Source organism: Lysinibacillus sp. FSL L8-0126, from assembly GCF_038630385.1.
Classification (GTDB): Bacteria; Bacillota; Bacilli; order Bacillales_A; family Planococcaceae; genus Lysinibacillus; species Lysinibacillus fusiformis_D.
The window spans coordinates 1,528,947-1,548,717 of record NZ_CP152028.1 but is presented as its reverse complement, the minus strand read 5'-3'; the positions used below and the strand labels follow the sequence as shown (position 1 = coordinate 1,548,717).

Below are 19,771 nucleotides of genomic sequence, written 5' to 3'. Positions count from 1 at the left end.
AAAACAGTGAAAAAACACGAACATAAAATCAAAAAATCTGATTCAACGTTCGTGTTTAATAACAGAATGATATGAATATTATCGAACATTCAGATTAATTTAATCTATGGGTAATATTGCATTACTTAAGAGGCAACTTATCTGAATAACGACTAATCACGTGGCGGTGGTGGTGGCATTTGAGACCAATCCACATTAATGAACTTATTGAATTCCTTTTTAAAGGCCAGTGTAACGGTTCCTGTTGGACCATTACGCTGTTTTGCAATAATAATTTCGATCATATTTTTACTCTCAGATTCTTTATCGTAATAGTCATCACGATATAAAAAGGCAACAATATCAGCATCTTGCTCAATACTTCCCGATTCACGTAAGTCACTCATCATTGGTCGTTTATCCTGTCGCTGCTCAACCCCACGAGATAGCTGTGATAGTGCAATAACAGGAACCTTTAATTCACGGGCTAGTCCCTTTAAGGAACGTGAAATCTCCGATACTTCTTGCTGACGGTTTTCTCCCGGTTTGCCACTACCTTGAATTAACTGTAAATAATCTATTAAGATCATTCCGAGTCCATTTTCCTGTGCTAAACGTCGACATTTCGCACGAATTTCATTGATTCGTACACCTGGTGTATCATCAATAAAAATTCCTGAATTCGATAAACTACCCATTGCCATAGTTAGTTTACCCCAATCATCCGTAGTTAAAGCACCTGTACGTAAAACTTGTGCATCAATATTGCCTTCTGCGCAAAGCATACGCATGACAAGTTGCTCTGCACCCATCTCTAAAGAAAATATTGCCACATTCTCACGCGCTTGTACGGCGACACTTTGCGCCACATTCAACGCAAAGGCCGTTTTCCCTACAGAAGGACGTGCTGCTACAATAATTAAATCATTGCGCTGGAAGCCCGCCGTAATATTGTCTAAATCACGGAAGCCTGTCGGTATACCCGTTACATCTCCCTTTTGTGATTGAAGTTTCTCAATATTATCGAATGTTTCCACTAGCACATCTTTAACATGCTTAAAGTCACCAGCATTCTTTCGATTGGCAACCTCCATCATTTTCTTCTCTGCTTCGCCTAATAATGCCTCTACCTCGTCCTCACGTGTGTAGCCGTCCTCAACGATTTTCGTAGCTACACGAATCAATCGACGTAATAGCGCCTTTTCCTCAACGATTTTGGCGTAATGTGCGACATTAGCAGCTGTAGGGACAGCATTGGCGAGCTCTAGTAAATAAGATAGCCCGCCAACATCTTCAATCTCTTTTTTAGCTGATAACTCTTCTGTAACTGTTACAACATCTATCGCTTTTCCTTGATCACTCAAGCGTAGCATCGTTTCGAAAATTTTCTTATGGGCATTTAAATAAAAATCATCCACCAATAAAATTTCTGATGCTGTTATTAACGCCTGTGGTTCAAGAAATATTGCACCGATAACCGATTGCTCCGCCTCCCGGTTATGCGGTGGAACGCGGTCCATCATCGGTTCACTCATGGATCGTCGCTCCTTATTCTTCCGTTACATGTACTTTTAACGTTGCTGATACTTCATGGTGCAATTTTACAGGAACATTTGTAAAGCCAAGAGCACGAATGCCATCAGGTAAAGTCATTTTACGTTTATCAATTTTAATGCCATGTACTTTTTGTAATGCATCAGCAATTTGCTTTGTTGATACTGAGCCGAATAAGCGGCCACCTTCACCTGATTTTGCTTTTACCTCAACTGTTAACGCTTCTAATTTCTCTTTTAATGCTTGTGCTTCAGCTAATTCAGCTGCTGCATTTTTAGCTTCTAATTTTTTTTGTCCATCTAATTGACTCAGTGCTTGAGCATTTGCTTCAGCAGCATAGCCATTTTTAATCAGGAAATTTTGTGCATAGCCATCAGCTACATTTTTAATTTCACCTTTTTTTCCTTTTCCTTTAACGTCTTTTAAAAATACTACTTTCATTAGTCAGAACTCCCTTCAAAGACCTCATTTATGGCCTCTTCTAAATGTTTTTTCACACCATCAATGGATTTAGCCTCTATTTGACAGGCAGCATTCGTTAAATGTCCACCGCCGCCAAGCCTTTCCATGATGAGCTGTACATTGACCTCCCCTAGAGATCGTGCACTTATACCAATTTTTCCATCTGCTCGATGTGCAATGACAAAGGATGCACTAACATCCTTCATGGTTAGTAAAATATCTGCTGTTTGTGCAATTAAAACAGAGTCATACACTTTCGATTCCTCTCCTACAGCAATAGCTACTCCAGGTTTTACAAATTGCACGGTTTGCACAATTTTGGAGCGCTCAATATAGGTGTCCACATCTTCTTTTAAAAGACGCTGCACCAATATTGTATCAGCACCATTCGTTCGTAAATAAGAAGCCGCTTCAAATGTACGTGCTCCTGTTCGAAGTGTAAAGCTTTTGGTATCGACAATAATGCCTGCCAGTAACGCAGTAGCCTCTAGCATATTGATCTTTGCACGCTTCGGCTGATATTCTAGTAACTCTGTCACTAACTCAGCCGTCGATGATGCATATGGTTCCATATAAACAAGTGTAGGATTTTCTATAAAGTCCTCACTTCGACGATGGTGGTCGATTACGACAACCTTTTCAGCTAGCTTCAATAAGTGTTCATCGATGACTAAATTCGGTTTATGAGTATCTACGATCACGAGCAATGATTTTTCTGTCATTTTCCCAGCAGCTTCCTCAGGTGTTAGGAAATTTTCATAGAAATCGGATTTACTCTCAATTTCATTCATGAGTCGTGTCACACTACCATTTAATTCATCAAAGTTTATAATGACATAGCCTTTTACATCATTCATCTGAGCCATTTTTCGTACACCGACAGATGCACCTATGGAATCCATATCAGGATTTTTATGTCCCATAACAAACACTTGGTCACTGTCTTGAATTAAATCACGCAATGCGTGTGAAATGACGCGAGCTCTAACTCGTGTACGCTTTTCAACTGGATTCGTTTTCCCACCGTAAAATTTAAGCTTTCCAGTAGGTTGTTTGATCGCCACTTGGTCACCGCCACGTCCTAATACAAGATCTAGACTCGATTGTGCCAATTCACCAAGCTCTACTAGTGATGATGATCCAGCCCCTACACCAATACTTAATGTTAATGATAAATTTTTCTGAGCTGTTTTTTCTCGAATAGTATCTAAAATAGCAAATTTTTTCTTTTCAAGCTCTGTTAAAATAGATTCGTTTAGTACCGCTAAAAAACGATCTGATGATATTCGTTTGACAAATACACCATGCTCAGCAGCCCATTCATTGACAATTGACGTAACCATCGTATTTGTTAAACTTCGTGGTTGGTCGTCCATAGCTTGTGTGATTTCATCATAATTGTCGACAAATAAGATAGCAATAACTGTACGATCTGCATAGTATTGCTTTTCAATGGCAATCTGTTCTGTTATATCAAAGAAGTATAGTAATCGTTCCTCTTTTTTATAATACACACGATATTTCCGATCACTTAGTGTAATCGTAGCCTCGTTTGTTTCCTCGGTCTTCATTAATACATAGATGTCGTCAGATATATCGACAATACCTTCTCCCACTAATGATTCCATATTTAAGATACCTTGCATATATGGATTCGACCATTCGATTTCATATTGCTCGTTAACGAGCAATATCCCGATAGGCATTTCAAGCAATGCCTCTTCGCCTACTTTTTTCATTCGGAAGGAAATGGATTCAATATGCTTTTCAGTTTCTTCAAAAGCAATCTTTTCTACCTTCCATGTGTAGGCCATTAATAAAATAAAACCTACCCCATAACCGATACCTATCCCGATATTCCAAATACATAGAAGCACGAACGTCACAATTCCAAATATGGAAAGAACAAAAAGCGGATAGCGAATTGGTCGTTTTCTAAAAGTCCCCATTACAATCAGCCCCTTATTCTTTAGTTTTCCCCTTTACAAGTGCACGTACGTCAAAACCTAAATCAACAATACCAAGTAAAATCATGAAGGATGATAACGGAATAGCTAATACGGTAGCTACCCATTTTACTCCCGTTGGCATGCCCTTTTTAGAAATGAAATAATGGATAAAAGATATCCCTTGTAGAATGAGTAAAATCCATAAAATATAAGAAACATTTAATACAATTATATCTAACGTGGAACCAGCCTCTGGACGCATAAACAGATTAATGCATAAAACAATCATGTAATACCATAAAATAGAGCGTGGTAATCTCATATTTTGGAACGGAGCAAACTTCGGTACATCTACTCCTAGTCGTTTTAAAGCTGGTAAATTTAACGTGATGATAATAAATGCAGCAAAAAATGCTGATATTGTTATCGTTGCAGGCATCGTCAGCTCGATTGTTTTAAGCATCGCCTCAAGCTGTTCTGGTTGTAAAGCTACTTGCCCCGTTACATTTTTTGCAAATTCATTAGATTGTTCATAATTTTTACGAACCATTTCTAAACTCATGCTAATGAAGTCAATTCCTGCAAGTTTTACATAGGCAAGATAAACCATTGCCATGGAGATTAGATTAGCAATCCCTGTTGACATAAATAAATAGAGCTTACTTTTCTTCAGATAAATTGCATTACCAATAATGACACCTAATAGCCCTAAAATAAAAGCAAACGGTAGCATGGTTATTCCACTCGTGATAGTGGTTAGGATACAGCCTACTATTGCGACGAGTATTGATGAGGAACGCTTGTAATTTGCACTATACCAAGCAATCGGTAGAGGAGCGAATAATAAAGCTACTATAAAGATGAATGGTACATATGCAGAAATCAGCATTAATATTGTAAAAAGTGCAACCATCATTGAGCCTTGTACAAGCGCTTTTGTTTGATTATTCGGCATTGAAAACCTTCCTTTTTTTCAGTCAAACTTACTACCCTTTATTGTACCATTTTTTCATAGTATTGAACAAAAATCACTTAGATCACTATATGCATTGCCATTAATTTTATCATTCTTGTTTAGTATTATTGCGCTTGCTTATAAAATACTTTGGTACATTACTGGTGCAAATTCAATGGTCCATGAAGAGAAAACGTATATTAGGCTTGAAAAAATGACTTTTACCTATAACAAAAAACCAGCATATACTGATTCGAATATCGTAATATGCTGGTTTTTAAGTTGATGTAAGGTCCGTTACCTTAACGTCATCAATCTTATTTATCTTCTGCTACGAATCCATGATACGAGATACTTTGATAGCTGAAGTTAATCTTAGCGCTAGTGCCAGTTACGCGACGTGTTAAAATTTCACCTCACTCAGAGATGGATTTTTTTAATAAATCCACATCTTTATAGTCGATGTGCGTAATATTGTTTGAAGTGCATTAGCAAACTTTGCGGCCTCCGTGACGTGGTGCCATAGTATGTCTCCTTCTTACCATACAGTATGTAATCCTTGTGTATTCAATTGATAACACTATCAAACAAAAAAACATGTATAATCTGAGTTTTATTATTCTAGACCAATCCCTCCTTTCTTCTTTGTATTTTAAACACAAAAAGCCCTTGAGGGATAGAATCATGTTAGATACAGAATTAGGCAGAGCTATCCTGTATTTGATGCAATCTCAAGGGCTGTTAAGTGTTAATTGCACGAGTTATCAACTCAAAAAAATAATGTCTACTTTTTTGTTGCAGATAAATATATTAATTACCAAAAAGAAGGAAATTTAGATTTGGTGTAGAATTAATAATTTGTAACAAAATACTAAAAATGGGAGGTTTTATTATGTCGATGGCAAAAAAAATGTATTTGCCAGTATTAATGATCTTTACTATTTTTTGTTTAGGTTTGTCTCCAGCTAAAGATGTTTCTGTGCAAGCTGAGGATGCTCCGAGTATTGTTGTAGTTACCGGCAAACTTGCTAAGGAACTGGTTAATACAACGCTCCGTGCAGTCGAGAAGGGGAAAGTTGAGAATGTAGCTCCTGTGTCTGCATTTGATTTGGAAGGTTCGAGTGTGTACACTGTTGGTGGTGGAGTTACGGCGGTTACAGTTCCTTTGCATGGGGATTATAGCCTTCCTAGTAATATAACGGTGTTCTTAGATGAGGATCATAATGTATTGCAGACAAATGAAATGCTGGTTACCCAGAATGAGCTAGGAAATTTCCAGATTTCGACGTATTTGAATGGAACACTTGTTAAATCTCAGGATGCTGGGATTGCTTATATGACGGATGAAGAATTACTTGCAGAAGAGCCATCTATGATTCAACCGATGGGTATAGGAGCAGTGGCAAGTTGTCTTGGAGCAGTACTTGGTGTCGGTGGTACGGTGGCTTATATTATTGCGGTTGCGTGTGGCGGTTCGTGTGCAGCACCGACACCAGTAACTGCTCCGATCTGTGCTGCATGTATTGGAGCATATGCTGTTATTGGTGCAGGGGGTATTGCTGGAGCGGTAGCTTGTTTCAACTACCTGTGAGGTGATTAGATGAATAAGGTTTTGGCAATCTCGATTTTAGGAATGGGTTTAACTGGTGCCGTTTTAATCATCTCGGTCGCCTTGTTGTTCAAATCTCCAATAGGAATTGTGTTACAGATGGTTACGGCTGCTTCAACATTAGCTTTCGTTATTTTCGCTGTCTCGGCTTTAGTATTTCGTCGGCGATTAGATGCAAAAAGAGAGTAATATATTTATTAAATGAATAAAGCCGTGGTATTAAGGAGTAGTCAACTTTGACTACTCTTTTTTACTGAGGATGATTTTAAACAAGAGGTAAAAGAATACAGTTTTATTTTGTCTAAGCGTTCGAAAATAAATTCCGACTTGTTCCTTCTAATTTCAGTTTATAAAACTGCTTGGTAAATATGTCCTCCAGCTATATCTTTTCATAGAAAAATATATTTAGAAAGTTGATTCGATTTTTGGTAATACTATACGAGATACATATTCAGATTAACTCACACTTTTATTGTTTTAACTATAAAAGGAACTAGTTGTTGCTAAGTAACAATTTAATGTTGCAGTAGAAACTTTTTTACTAGCTTGACGATTATCAATAAACTCAATGAAGTTTGGTATATCTGCTGGCTTTATTTCAAACTCTCCTATTTAGCCATAAATAAAAAACCTTTAAATCTTCTAAATAACCTTTTACAGTATTTGATGATAACCCTTTTTGTTCTAAAGTATTTATAAAATCTAAGGCCTCTACAATAATCCGCAGCTATTGCTATAGTATTTTTACATATATTTAAAATGAAGTACATAAAAAAAGTACAACAAAGGTTCAATAACCAATGTTGTACTTTTTTTAATATTATTTGTCTTCTGCTACGAATGGAAGTAATCCCATAATACGAGATACTTTAATAGCTGAAGTTAATTTACGTTGGTACTTTGCACTTGTGCCAGTTACGCGACGTGGTAAAATTTTACCGCGCTCAGAGATGAATTTTTTTAATAAATCTACATCTTTGTAGTCGATGTGCGTAATATTGTTTGAAGTGAAGTAGCAAACTTTACGGCGTTTGCGGCCTCCGCGACGTGGTGCCATAGTATGTCTCCTCCTTATCTTATTATAATTTTAGAAGCATTAGAATGGAAGATCATCCTCTGATACTTCTATTGGCCCTTTGCTATTCGCAAATGGGTCCTCATCTACACGTGTATAATTCGGCTGATTCATAGGTGGTTGATTTTGCTGATAAGCATCGCCGCCATAGGAACCCTGTCCTGGCATTGCGCCGCCACCAAACTGTTGTTGTGGTTGACCACCGCCATATGACGGTTGGTTATTACCGTAAGTTTGTCCACCACCGTATTGAGGAGCAGGTGCACCGCTACCATTACGGGGTTCTAAAAACTGTACGCTATCTGCCACGACATCTGTTGTGTATACTCGCTTACCGTCTTGTCCTTCATAACTGCCTGTTTGAATACGGCCTTCTACCCCAATTAAACTTCCTTTTCGCATGAAGTTCGCTAGGTTTTCAGCCTGTTTTCGCCATGCAACACAGCTAATGAAATCAGCTTCGCGTTCACCCTGTTGATTTGAGAATGCACGGTTTACAGCAACTGTAAATCTTGTAGACGCAATTCCATTTGGTGTATAACGTAGCTCAGGATCTTTTGTTAGTCTTCCGACTAATACGACACGGTTTATCATCAGAATGCAACCTCCTTTTCAGCGTTTTGTTAAAAATTAATTATTAAGCTTCTTGGCGAACTGCAATGTGGCGAATGATGTCTTCGCTGATGTTAGCAAGACGTGTATATTCGTTGATTGCATCTGAAGAAGCGTTTACTTTTACGATTTGGTAGTAACCTTCGCGGAAGTCTTTAATTTCATAAGCTAAGCGGCGTTTGCCCCACTCTTTTGATTCGATGACTTCTGCACCGTTAGAAGTTAAGATTTCGTTGAAACGTTCAACTAAAGCTTTCTTCGCTTCGTCTTCAATGTTCGGACGTACGATGTACATTAATTCGTATTTTCTCATCTGTTTACACCTCCTTATGGACTTAGGCTCTCCTATTGAAGGGAGCAAGGAGCAAGTAATTAATTATTACTCACATCAATGAATTGTAACATATAGATACATTTCTTTCAAGTCACAAACTAATAATTCATTATATAATGACAGTATATTTGAAAGGAGCGCCTTCATGCTAACTAATAATAAAGAGCCTATTGTTATCGAATTAGATTTAAAGAAATTAATGATCGACAATTTTGTGATCACTAGTGGTCTTGTCATATTATTTACAGCTATTCAATATATTTGCTTTAAAGATTTTCATTTTTCTGTTTGGAACATGGTTAGTGGCACAGCACTGTTCGTGGCGTTGTATATTATTTTTATTATACTACATGAGGTTTTTCATTTAATTGGCTTTATGTTTTTTGGCAAAGTGCCCTTTAAGGCTTTAAAATACGGCATCAATTTAGAGCTTGGCATTGCCTATGCGACGACTGAACAGCCTCTTTTCAATCATGCTATGAAAAAGGCTCTATTACTGCCATTCTGGACAACCGGCATCCTTCCAACCATCGTTGGGTTTTATCTCAATAGTACGGTTTTGATCCTGATTGGAGCTTTTTTAATAGCAGGAGCAGTAGGTGATTTTGCCATGTATAAAGAATTACGAAAATATCCAAGAGATGCTTTGATACGGGATGATCCCAAATTGCCGAAACTTTATGTCTATCTACCACTGGAAAAGGATAGCTCACTAAAGTAACACTTCATCATTCAAAGAATCTGTAGCGTAGAAATGACTAGCTACAGATTCTAATTTAAGGCGTTAAAAATCCGTGCTGGGCCGCTGTGTATAAATTTCTCCAAATACGATTAATAGTGGATGTTTCTGTAATAGCATCCATACCAAGACTGCGTATTAAATTATTCGCTATCTCTAGGCAAGCTGCAGCAATATCCTTACTCATTTGTGTAAATTGTGATAAGTCCTCTTCGGATAATTGATCACCACGTTGATGTAATTCCCAATATTTAGATAATGTTGTATAGAATTGTTCCTCGTATTGCTTGTAACGTTTCTGCTGTTGCATTAATAAAAACTGAAGGGATCCAATATGCTCAGCCCAGCTTCTATCATGATTTCGTTGCTTCATTAAAACGGTTGCTTCTTCTAAAAAATTCTCTGTTATCCCAAGACAAACACTTAAAAAGGAAGCTTCCGCAAAAGTGGTAAATGGAAAGTTATGTACTGAATCGCCATAATTATTTCTGATTGTACCTAATTGAAAAGTAGCTTCCTGTGGTACCCAAACATTGTTCACACGGATTGTATGACTTGCTGTTGCCTTCAAGCCCATGGCACACCAATCGTTCAAAATTTCAACATCTTGCGGGTTCACTGAGCAGCTAATAATTTTTTCTGTTTTGACACCATTTTCTTCAATATAGCAGTTCATTGTAAATGTTGACGCATAGTTAGAGCCACTACAATACTTCCACTGCCCCGTTATGTAGTAGCCTCCATCTGTTTTTACTGCTATTCCCGTTGGATAACCACTGCCTGCTATGACTGCTTCTTTAGGCATATAGATTTTCTCACAAATATCCTGGTTGAATGTTGGGATAAATGCATTTCCACCTGTACCAATAGTAATTAGCCAGCCGACATTACCATCAAGTGCAGACATTTGCTGAAATACTTTTACACCCTCTACTAAATCTAAATCCTTACCACCTAATTCTTTTGACGTGAACAATTTAAATAATTGTTGCTCATAAATAAAATCTAAGACGTCCTGTGGTAGCATCCCCAGTTGCTCAAACTCTAAACCACGTTCCTTAATTTGCAAAGCATTCATGCGTTAGTCGCCTCCATACGTTAAAAATTCTGATAATGATACAATCGAAAAAGGGCAACCATTTTCGATTGCCCTTGTCAGTTTTTATACATTAAAGCGGAACAGCATAATATCGCCATCTTGTACTTCATATTCTTTACCTTCAAGACGTACTTTACCAGCTTCCTTCGCTGCTGCTTGAGAACCTGCCTCTAATAGATCAGCATAAGCAACTGTTTCTGCCCGAATAAAGCCACGTTCAAAATCCGTATGGATGATACCTGCACATTGTGGCGCCTTCATCCCTTTACGGAACGTCCATGCACGTACCTCTTGTACGCCTGCAGTGAAGTAAGTAGCTAATCCTAATAAATCATAAGAAGTACGGATTAACTGATCTAAGCCTGATTCTTTAATTCCAAGTTCTTCTAAGAACATAGTTTTTTCTTCATCATCAAGCTCAGAAATTTCTTCTTCGATTTTTGCACAAATTGTAATAACTTGAGCACCTTCTGCTGAAGCATACTCACGTACTTTTTTCACATACTCATTATTGTCAGCATCTGCTACTTCATCTTCTGAAACGTTTGCTACATATAGCATTGGTTTAATTGTTAGTAAATGAAGACCTTTAATTATCTTTAGTTCATCATCAGAAAGCTCAGCCGCACGTGCCGGTTTACCGTTTTCTAATTGCTCTTTAATTTTTAGAAGAACTGGCTCTTCCACCATAGCCTCTTTATCTTTTTGTTTTGCCATTTTGCTAACACGTTGTAAACGTTTATCTACAGATTCTAAGTCAGCAAGTGCAAGCTCCAGATTAATAACCTCTATATCATCAATTGGGTCTACTGCACCAGATACGTGCGTAATGTTTTCGTCTACAAAACAACGTACAACCTGACAAATTGCATCTACTTCACGAATATGAGCAAGGAATTTATTCCCTAATCCTTCACCTTTGGAAGCACCTTTTACAATTCCTGCGATATCTGTGAACTCAAATGCAGTTGGTACAGTTTTTTTCGGTACAACTAATTCTGTTAATTTATCTAAACGTGCATCAGGTACTTCAACGATACCAACGTTTGGATCAATCGTTGCGAATGGATAGTTTGCAGCCAATGCGCCCGCTTTTGTAATTGCGTTAAATAATGTTGATTTTCCAACGTTAGGTAAACCAACGATTCCAGCTGTTAATGCCATGAATGGACACAACCTTTCTATACTCAGTTCAAATTTTTTCTCTCATATAACCTTATCTATTATATTGATTCACTCATAAAAAGTCTAATATGCCTGATGTTACGCCTCATTAGCAGAAATTAAAACCTTTTTCATTTTTTTCTCAAAGTCACGGCGTGGAATCATTACACTATGCTGACATCCTTCGCATTTGATACGTACGTCTGCCCCCATACGAATGATTTTCCATTTATTAGTACCACATGGATGTTGTTTTTTCATTTCAACAATATCATTTAAACCAAATTTTTTCGCTTCCATTATTCACTTCTCCCTTCTTCTTTCCCATAGAACATCATTTTTGGATAGGCCATTGGTATATTATTTTCTTCAAAAAGTTTGGTAACATCACGGCGAATACTACGTGCTACTCCATATTGCTGCTGCGGTAATGTTTCAGCAGCTATTCGTATCGTTACCTCTGTCCCTTTAACATTTTGCACACCTAAAAATACTGGCGTCGCTATTAGCTCTTTATGCATTTTTGGTAATGTTTCTAAATACTTATTAATTATTGCCTCTGCTTTTTCAAAATCAGCCTCAGTAGCCATTTGTAAATCTATAAAAATTTTGGAGTTGTTAACAGAATAATTGACGACCTCACCAATTGCACCATTTGGAATGATGAATTGCTCACCTGTAGCACCATTAATTTTCGTTGTACGTAAACCAATTTCTACAACCGTACCTTCTGCTGCGTTAATTTTTATATAATCCCCTACACCAAACTGATCTTCAAAGATAATAAAGAATCCAGTAATAACATCCTTCACTAAACTTTGAGCGCCAAAACCAATTGCTAAACCAACAATCCCTGCACCAGCCAATAAACCTGCTACCTTTATTTCTAAGGAAGAAAGAATACCAATGATTGCAGAGAAATAAACAACATAGGAAATCACACTTTGTAATAATCTTGCAATTGTTCGTTGGCGTCGCTCTGAGTGGTTTAATGGGGAGCGCATTCGTATTAAAAACACTTTTTTAATAAATTTTTTACCTAATCTTACTGCAATCCATGATGCTAATAAAATGAGCAATATCTCTAAAGATGCATTAATAACCGATTCCCAAAGGTCCTCAGATGTGAGCTTATCCCAGTATCTCTCCATTAATTTCTTATTCTCTTCCATAATTACCACCTCTTGAATAACTTGCTAAAAATTTGCGTATACTGCATAAAAATTGAGCACTTCTAAAAATAAAAAGAAAGTGAGTTTTTTTATGAATACTATACCAAATTTGTTACTACCTTATTCCCTTCATCACGAGAGTAAAAATGCCGTTTGGCAATTAAGTACATTATTTTTAGAACATATACCGTTTCATCATGAACGACTAATTTTTTGTTGTATTGGCAGTGACCGTTGTACGGGTGATACACTTGGGCCATTAACAGGTAGCTTTTTAAAAAAATCTGTCAGCTTTCCCTATGAAATTGTAGGTTCTTTAGAAGATCCTTTACATGCTCTAAATCTTGATTCTACAATGCAACAGCTACACAATCATACTACAAAACCTTTCATTATTGCGATTGATGCCTGTCTAGGCAGTGAACAAAATGTTGGTCATATTTCAGTGCAAAGCGGACCCATCTTCCCTGGCAAGGCTGTAAAAAAAGAATTACCCCCAATCGGAGACATTTCCGTTAAAGGAATCGTCAATATTGGAGGCTTTATGGAAATGCTTGTTTTACAAAATACAAGACTTCATATTTCTTATGCTATGGCTGAAAAGCTTTCAAGAGCTTTATTATTGGCTGCCCATCGCTATTCATTGAAAAGTGTAGAAGATAGCCACCATAATACCAACAATGACGATACCTGGCAGCAAGTTAGCAGCTTTGATCTTAGCTAGGCCCGCAATATTTAACCCTATTGCCATAATCATTACACCGCCTACAGCTGTCATTTCTGTAATGTACATTTGTAGTGCAGCATCAGGTATAAAGGAACTAATAACGCCTGCAAAAAGTGCGATTAATCCCTGATAAACAAAAACAGGTACAGCGGATAGCAATACACCAATGCCTAAAGTGGATGCTAGAATAATGGATGTAAACCCATCTATTAATCCTTTTGTAATTAATACATTATGATCATTACGAAGACCACTATCGAGTGCACCGATTACAGCCATTGACCCAACAACAAAAATTAAGGAGGCAGTGACAAAGCCCTCTGCTATGCTAATTTGATTTTGGTCATTTCGTTTTGTACGAAATAAACTCTCTACCCATTTCCCTAGACGATTCATTTGTCTATCTAAATCTAACCACTCACCTATTACAGTACCTACTACTAAACTTACTACTAATATAATAAAATTATCACTTTCAAAGCCCATTTTTATCCCTAATAATGTGACTGCTAAGCCAATAATAGATAGTACAGTAGATTTCATAGATTCAGGAATATTTTTAAAAATGCGCCCTACTAATGCACCTGCTACTATTAGCACAGCATTAATCAATGCCCCTAGTAATACCACACTTAAGCCTTCCTTCTCTCTAAAAAATAGAGAGCGCCTGTTTGCTTGGCGCTCTGATTAAGTTATAGAAATGTATTTTATTCTTCCTGTAAATTTAGTATTTCTAAAATACGTTCTAAATCATCTTCAGAATAAAATTCAATTTCAATTTTCCCCTTATTATTTGTTTTTTTGATTTGAACATTTGTTCCAAAGTAGTCTCGTAATTGGGATTCCTTGGCTGATACAAATATATCTTTCTTCTTTGGTGGAATTGTTTCACGTGAAACTTCTTCATTTAAGTTTTGTACTAGCATTTCAACTTGACGTACATTCAACCCTAAATTAATGACCTTATTAGCCACTTCTGAGATTCTTCTTTTATTTTTCAGGCCAAGTAATGCTCGTCCCTGCCCCATCGATAAGGTACCATCATTCATAAATTTACGTACATCTTCTGGTAAAGCAAGCAACCGAACATGATTAGCGATATGTGGTCTACTTTTCCCTAACCGTTTCGATAATTCTTCTTGAGTTAAATGTAAGTTTTCCATTAGACTCTGATAGGCTTCCGCTTCTTCAATAACGGTTAAATCCTCACGTTGAAGATTTTCTAAAATAGCTAACTCCATCATTTGTGCATCTGATAGCTCTTTTATGATGACAGGAATAACCTCTAATTCAGCTAACAGACAGGCTCTATAACGACGTTCCCCTGCAACAATTTCAAATTTGCGCCCTTTTTTGCGCACAGCAATTGGCTGCAAAATACCATGTTCTTTAATCGAATCTGCTAACTCTTGTAAACTTTCTTCATCAAAAATTTTACGAGGTTGAAAGGGGTTCGCCACAATTAAATCTAATTGAATTTCTTCCACTTGACCACTTTGCTCTAAAGACTCTCCTGGAAATAGTGCACCAATACCCTTTCCTAAACCTTTAGCCATTTTTAATCACTTCCCTCGCCATCTCCAAATAAACTTCTGCACCTCTCGATTTTGCGTCATAAGTGATGATTGGTTGACCATGACTTGGTGCCTCACTTAATCGCACATTACGAGGAATGATCGTCTTGTATACTTTATCTTGGAAATATTTTTTTACTTCATCAATAACTTGCAAGCCTAAGTTTGTACGTGCATCTAGCATTGTTAATAGAACACCATCAATATAGAGCTGCTGATTTAAATGCTTTTGAACAAGGCGAACAGTTGAGAGCAATTGACTTAGCCCTTCCAACGCATAATATTCGCATTGTACAGGGATAATGAGCGCATCTGAAGCTGTTAAAGCATTAATAGTTAAAAGCCCTAAAGATGGAGGACAGTCAATAATTATATAATCGAAATCTTCTTTCACATTTTGCAGTGCATGTTTTAAACGCACTTCTCTTGAAATAGTCGAAACCAATTCAATTTCTGCACCTGCAAGTGAGATGGTTGCTGGCACGATTGATAAATTCTCTACGTTTGTTTTTTGAATGACATTTTCAACATCTTCATCATCAATAAGCACATCATAAATACAAGCTTGTATTTCTCCTTTATTAATACCAAGTCCACTTGTTGTATTCCCCTGAGGATCGGTATCAATTAATAGCACTTTCTTACCTAAATATGCTAGGCAAGCGCTCAAATTGACCGAAGTTGTTGTTTTACCTACGCCACCCTTTTGATTGGCGATTGCTATAATTCTACCCATTTAAAAGCACCTGCTTTCATCTATCAAACTTAACTTTGACAAATCATTTGTAAAATCACTATTTAATACGCTATCTAACTTTCATTCTATCAAAAAAATTGAAGAGAGTTGTATAAAATATTAAGAATATATACAAAAAAGGAGATATCTCATTTATTTTTCTGAGATATCTCCTCTGTTCAGTATTGGACATAACAATATATTACTTTTTTAAAATAATTTATTGCACCTTTTTCTTTTTAGGTATCTTCACTGTAATTTGATAGTATTCCTCTGTATCTTCTTCTTCTGTTTTTACTGTAATACCACTTTTCGTTACCATTGTTAGTGATTGTTTAATGGTATTTAAAGCAATGCGCACATCTTTACTTATAGCCTTACGTTTTGGTTTTGCTTTCTTTGGTACTGTTTCTTCTGGCTCGTCTGTGACTGGGTTTAATATGGCTTGAATTTGCTCCTCTAACTGACGTACATTCCATTCATTATCAATCGATAGCTGTAAAATTTCTAATTGTAATGGTTGATCCTTAATAGCAATTAATGCACGTGCGTGTCGTTCAGATATTTTACGCTTCAAAATGGCTTGCTGCACTTCATCCGGCAGCCTTAATAAACGCAATTTATTGGCTACAGTGGATTGTCCTTTTCCAAGTCTTTGGGCCAGAGCTTCTTGTGTTAGCTCATGAAGCTCTAATAATTTTTGATAGGCTACCGCTTCTTCAATTGCGGTTAACTCCTCACGCTGTAAGTTCTCTATTAGCGCAATAGAAGCTGTTTCCTTATCAGTTAAATTACGTACAATAGCAGGGACCTCTGTCCATTGTAGCTTTTTCATCGCTCGGTAACGGCGCTCACCGGCAATGATTTCATATTGATTTTCTGATGTTTTACGTACAACAATTGGCTGAATCACACCATGTGTATGAATGGTTCTTGATAATTCTTCAATTTTTTCATCATCAAAAATAGTACGTGGCTGAAAACGGTTAGGTACAATTTGATCAATAGGCAACTTTATGACTTCTTCCGCTGCATGAACCGCCTCTGCTTGTTCTACTTCATTTTTCACAATAGGCTCCGTTTTACTCCCGCCTCCAAAAAAACGTGAAAAAGGACTTTTCATCCAAGTGGCACCACCTTTAAGTAACTATCTTGCTAAGTGTCATTCTATTATTATTTATTATATTTCATCAAATGTATATAGTTCATAGATGTCTTTTGCGTGAACCATCCATAACTAGTATGTATGCTCAAAATAGAAAAAATATTTTCTACTTTGAGAAGTTTCACATGAAACACTAATTATTGAATTGGTGTTTTATTTGGTACACCTGGCTTACGCGGGTATTTTTTCGGTGTTACTTTTATTTTATCAAATATATATAAAGTGCGGTCACTTTCTTCAACAGGTAGCTTGAAAGAAAATTCTTCTCTCAGTTTAACACCTAATGTTATTAAAGCTTTTTTAGCATCCTTTAATTCCTCTGCTCCTGCTGCAGCCTTTAAAGCAACAAAATAACCATCTTGCTTTGCTAAAGGTACGCATAGCTCAGATAACACTGATAAACGAGCTACAGCGCGTGCTGTTACCACATCAAATTGTTCACGATATTTTGTATTTTGACCAAACTCTTCTGCTCGTGCATGTACAAAATGCATATTCTCTAATTGTAGCTCATCACTTAAATGATTTAAAAATGTAATTCGTTTATTTAAGGAGTCGACAATTGTGACATGTAAATGCGGGAAACAGATTTTAATAGGGATACTAGGGAAACCAGCACCTGCTCCAACATCACAAACAGTAATTACTTTTGAAAAATCAAAATAAAATGAGGCACTGATCGAATCGAAGAAATGCTTTAAATAAACGCCTTCTAAATCTGTAATAGCGGTTAAATTCATTTTTTCATTCCACTCGACAAGTAATTCAAAATATTTTTTAAATTGAGCGATCTGCTTATCCGAAAGTTCGATGCCTTTCTCTTTCAGAGCCTCAATAAATTGTTGTTCGTTCATGTAAAGTCTCCTTTATCGATCTTACTATACTACTTCACTCAGCAGTATAACCTTTAAAATAGGAAGCGGGCACAAAGGTATGCCCGCCCCTTATTCACTTTACGCTGTTGATTAGCTGCTTACTTTCGCGATTTTACCTTGTTCAATATAAACAAGCAGAATGGAAATATCAGCTGGGTTAACACCCGAAATACGAGAAGCTTGTGCAATAGAAAGTGGTATAACTTGTTTTAACTTTTGACGTGCTTCTGTTGCTAAACCTGAAATCGCATCGTAATCAATATTCTCAGGAATTTTTTTGTTTTCCATTTTGTGTAGCTTCTCTACCTGTTGTAATGCTTTTTCGATATAGCCTTCATATTTAAGCTGAATTTCAATTTGTTCTTTTACTTCATCCGTAAACTCTATTTCTGCAGGAATTAAAGATGCGATTAACTCATAATGCATTTCAGTACGTTTTAATAAATCTGCGCCACGAATACCATCCTTTAATTCACTACCGCCAACAGAACGAATAACAGATTGGGTTGCTTCATTTGGCTTAATAATGATTTCACGAAGACGTGCAATTTCAGTTTCAATCAGTTCCTTTTTCTCAATGAACTTTGTATATCTTTCTTGTGGAATCATGCCCATTTTGTAAGCCAGCTCTATTAAACGTAAATCGGCATTATCGTGACGTAACAATAGACGATACTCTGCACGGGATGTTAATAAACGATATGGCTCATTTGTCCCTTTTGTCACCAAGTCATCGATCAAAACGCCAATATAGGCATCAGAGCGACTTAAAATTAACTCCTCTTTACCAAGTACATTAGCAGCAGCATTCATTCCCGCCATTAAGCCTTGTGCGGCTGCTTCTTCATAACCAGATGTACCGTTAATTTGACCAGCTGTATATAAGCCTTTAATGCGTTTTGTTTCTAATGTCGGCCATAATTGGGTTGGCACAATTGAATCGTATTCAATGGCATAACCAGCACGCATCATTTCCGCATTTTCTAAGCCAGGAATAGATTTTAGTAAACGTGTTTGGACATGTTCTGGTAAGCTTGTTGACAAACCTTGAACATACACCTCACGCGTATTACGGCCTTCTGGCTCTAAGAAAATTTGGTGTCGAGGCTTATCATTAAAACGCACAACTTTATCCTCAATAGACGGGCAATAACGTGGCCCTGTCCCTTTAATCATTCCTGAATACATCGGTGAAAGATGTAAATTTGCTTCAATAATTTCATGCGTTTCAGGGCTTGTATAGGTTAACCAGCAAGGTAGCTGGTCCATAATGAACTCAGTTGTTTCAAAACTAAATGCACGTGGAACGTCATCCCCTGGTTGAATCTCTGTTTTGTCATAATCAATTGTACGATTATTTACACGTGGTGGAGTACCTGTTTTGAAACGAACTAGGTCAAAGCCAAGCTCTTTTAAATTATCGGCTAAGCGAATCGAAGGTTGTTGGTTATTAGGACCGCTTGAATACTTCATATCACCAATAATGATTTCACCGCGTAAGAAAGTACCTGTTGTCACAACGACTGTTTTAGCACGATAAACGGCACCAATTTGTGTAATGACTCCTTTAACTTCCCCATCTTCAATAATCAGCTCTTCAACCATTCCTTGATGGATTGTTAAGTTTTCAGTTTCCTCCAACACACGTTTCATCTCTTGTTGGTACAAAACTTTATCCGCTTGTGCGCGCAATGCACGTACTGCTGGACCTTTCCCTGTATTTAACATTCTCATTTGTATATGTGTTTTATCGATAACTTTCCCCATGACGCCACCTAAAGCGTCAATTTCACGTACGACGATTCCTTTGGCAGGGCCACCAATAGATGGATTACATGGCATAAATGCAATCATATCTAAATTGATTGTTAGCATTAATGTGCTAGCGCCCATTTTAGCCGCAGCGTGTGCAGCTTCTGAACCTGCATGACCTGCGCCAATTACAATAACATCAAACGTGCCTGCCTCATATTTTGTTGGCATGCTCGTAT

21 protein-coding genes and 1 pseudogene are annotated in these 19,771 nt (G+C 37.1%); 4 read left to right on the top strand and 18 right to left on the bottom strand.

The features are described 5' to 3' along the window. Positions 1–152: 152 nt before the first annotated feature. The 5 genes and pseudogenes from dnaB to MHI34_RS07435 all read right to left on the bottom strand — a co-directional run. Entirely contained in the window at positions 153–1,514 is a 1,362-nt protein-coding gene (gene dnaB, locus MHI34_RS07455) for a replicative DNA helicase (RefSeq protein ID WP_036119357.1), read from the bottom strand. A 13-nt stretch (positions 1,515–1,527) separates the two neighbouring features. Beyond that, positions 1,528–1,974, bottom strand: a complete 447-nt coding sequence (rplI, locus tag MHI34_RS07450; protein WP_036119355.1) for a 50S ribosomal protein L9 — start codon at positions 1,972–1,974, stop codon at positions 1,528–1,530. Further along, positions 1,974–3,944: a DHH family phosphoesterase gene (locus tag MHI34_RS07445; RefSeq protein ID WP_036119352.1), complete on the bottom strand. Its 1,971-nt coding sequence runs from the start codon at positions 3,942–3,944 to the stop codon at positions 1,974–1,976. Before MHI34_RS07445 ends, rplI begins: the two co-directional genes overlap by 1 nt. A 13-nt stretch (positions 3,945–3,957) precedes the next feature. Continuing rightward, positions 3,958–4,899, bottom strand: coding sequence for a YybS family protein (locus tag MHI34_RS07440; RefSeq protein ID WP_342504299.1), 942 nt, complete (start codon positions 4,897–4,899; stop codon positions 3,958–3,960). A 419-nt stretch (positions 4,900–5,318) separates the two neighbouring features. Beyond that, positions 5,319–5,423: pseudogene (locus MHI34_RS07435) on the bottom strand (30S ribosomal protein S18); the annotation flags it as partial. A gap of 368 nt (positions 5,424–5,791) precedes the next feature. Between MHI34_RS07435 and MHI34_RS07430 the strand changes: the two are divergent. Further along, positions 5,792–6,490, top strand: coding sequence for a hypothetical protein (locus tag MHI34_RS07430; RefSeq protein WP_058844075.1), 699 nt, complete (start codon positions 5,792–5,794; stop codon positions 6,488–6,490). Between the two features lie 9 nt (positions 6,491–6,499). Next, positions 6,500–6,697 (top strand): hypothetical protein, encoded by a 198-nt coding sequence (locus MHI34_RS07425; RefSeq protein WP_036119346.1) that lies wholly within the window; start codon positions 6,500–6,502, stop codon positions 6,695–6,697. 631 nt (positions 6,698–7,328) lie between these two features. On the opposite strand, the gene rpsR is transcribed toward MHI34_RS07425, so the two are convergent. Genes rpsR through rpsF form a run of 3 tightly spaced genes read right to left on the bottom strand, consistent with a single transcriptional unit; the run spans position 7,329 to position 8,508 of the window. Beyond that, positions 7,329–7,565: a 30S ribosomal protein S18 gene (rpsR, locus tag MHI34_RS07420; RefSeq protein WP_004233359.1), complete on the bottom strand. Its 237-nt coding sequence runs from the start codon at positions 7,563–7,565 to the stop codon at positions 7,329–7,331. A gap of 39 nt (positions 7,566–7,604) precedes the next feature. After that, positions 7,605–8,177, bottom strand: a complete 573-nt coding sequence (ssb, locus tag MHI34_RS07415; RefSeq protein WP_058844074.1) for a single-stranded DNA-binding protein — start codon at positions 8,175–8,177, stop codon at positions 7,605–7,607. 43 nt (positions 8,178–8,220) lie between these two features. After that, the gene (rpsF, locus tag MHI34_RS07410; RefSeq protein WP_036119511.1) at positions 8,221–8,508 is read right to left on the bottom strand and encodes a 30S ribosomal protein S6; all 288 of its coding nucleotides are present in this window, start codon (positions 8,506–8,508) and stop codon (positions 8,221–8,223) included. A 166-nt stretch (positions 8,509–8,674) separates the two neighbouring features. Here rpsF and MHI34_RS07405 point away from each other — a divergent pair, with 166 nt between their 5' ends. Further along, positions 8,675–9,250 (top strand): DUF3267 domain-containing protein, encoded by a 576-nt coding sequence (locus MHI34_RS07405; protein ID WP_271911976.1) that lies wholly within the window; start codon positions 8,675–8,677, stop codon positions 9,248–9,250. Positions 9,251–9,305: 55 nt separating this feature from the next. On the opposite strand, the gene MHI34_RS07400 is transcribed toward MHI34_RS07405, so the two are convergent. The 4 genes from MHI34_RS07400 to MHI34_RS07385 all read right to left on the bottom strand — a co-directional run bounded on the left by MHI34_RS07400 (position 9,306) and on the right by MHI34_RS07385 (position 12,703). Further along, positions 9,306–10,346 carry an acyl-CoA dehydrogenase gene (locus MHI34_RS07400; RefSeq protein WP_271911978.1) on the bottom strand — a complete coding sequence of 347 codons (1,041 nt, stop codon included), beginning with the start codon at positions 10,344–10,346 and terminating at the stop codon, positions 9,306–9,308. 84 nt (positions 10,347–10,430) lie between these two features. Then, complete coding sequence (gene ychF, locus MHI34_RS07395; RefSeq protein ID WP_036119519.1) at positions 10,431–11,531, bottom strand: redox-regulated ATPase YchF; 1,101 nt, start codon at positions 11,529–11,531, stop codon at positions 10,431–10,433. A 99-nt stretch (positions 11,532–11,630) separates the two neighbouring features. Beyond that, on the bottom strand, positions 11,631–11,831 hold the full coding sequence (locus MHI34_RS07390) for a DUF951 domain-containing protein (protein WP_036119522.1): 201 nt from the start codon (positions 11,829–11,831) through the stop codon (positions 11,631–11,633). Then, on the bottom strand, positions 11,831–12,703 hold the full coding sequence (locus MHI34_RS07385) for a mechanosensitive ion channel family protein (RefSeq protein WP_036119525.1): 873 nt from the start codon (positions 12,701–12,703) through the stop codon (positions 11,831–11,833). Before MHI34_RS07385 ends, MHI34_RS07390 begins: the two co-directional genes overlap by 1 nt. Positions 12,704–12,794: 91 nt before the next feature. Between MHI34_RS07385 and yyaC the strand changes: the two genes are divergently transcribed. Next, positions 12,795–13,427, top strand: coding sequence for a spore protease YyaC (gene yyaC / locus MHI34_RS07380; RefSeq protein ID WP_338652191.1), 633 nt, complete (start codon positions 12,795–12,797; stop codon positions 13,425–13,427). Here yyaC and MHI34_RS07375 read toward each other — a convergent pair. The 6 genes from MHI34_RS07375 to mnmG all read right to left on the bottom strand — a co-directional run bounded on the left by MHI34_RS07375 (position 13,344) and on the right by mnmG (position 19,763). Beyond that, entirely contained in the window at positions 13,344–14,060 is a 717-nt protein-coding gene (locus tag MHI34_RS07375; RefSeq protein WP_036119532.1) for a DUF554 domain-containing protein, read from the bottom strand. The two genes, yyaC and MHI34_RS07375, sit on opposite strands and share 84 nt — an antisense overlap. Before the next feature lie 77 nt (positions 14,061–14,137). Further along, complete coding sequence (locus MHI34_RS07370; protein ID WP_036119535.1) at positions 14,138–14,986, bottom strand: ParB/RepB/Spo0J family partition protein; 849 nt, start codon at positions 14,984–14,986, stop codon at positions 14,138–14,140. Further along, positions 14,979–15,740, bottom strand: a complete 762-nt coding sequence (locus MHI34_RS07365) for an AAA family ATPase (protein WP_036119537.1) — start codon at positions 15,738–15,740, stop codon at positions 14,979–14,981. Before MHI34_RS07365 ends, MHI34_RS07370 begins: the two co-directional genes overlap by 8 nt. A gap of 220 nt (positions 15,741–15,960) precedes the next feature. Continuing rightward, positions 15,961–16,863, bottom strand: a complete 903-nt coding sequence (gene noc, locus MHI34_RS07360; RefSeq protein WP_036119540.1) for a nucleoid occlusion protein — start codon at positions 16,861–16,863, stop codon at positions 15,961–15,963. Between the two features lie 179 nt (positions 16,864–17,042). Beyond that, entirely contained in the window at positions 17,043–17,759 is a 717-nt protein-coding gene (gene rsmG / locus MHI34_RS07355) for a 16S rRNA (guanine(527)-N(7))-methyltransferase RsmG (RefSeq protein ID WP_342504298.1), read from the bottom strand. A 111-nt stretch (positions 17,760–17,870) separates the two neighbouring features. Next, positions 17,871–19,763 carry a tRNA uridine-5-carboxymethylaminomethyl(34) synthesis enzyme MnmG gene (gene mnmG, locus MHI34_RS07350; RefSeq protein ID WP_036119546.1) on the bottom strand — a complete coding sequence of 631 codons (1,893 nt, stop codon included), beginning with the start codon at positions 19,761–19,763 and terminating at the stop codon, positions 17,871–17,873. Positions 19,764–19,771 lie beyond the last annotated feature (8 nt).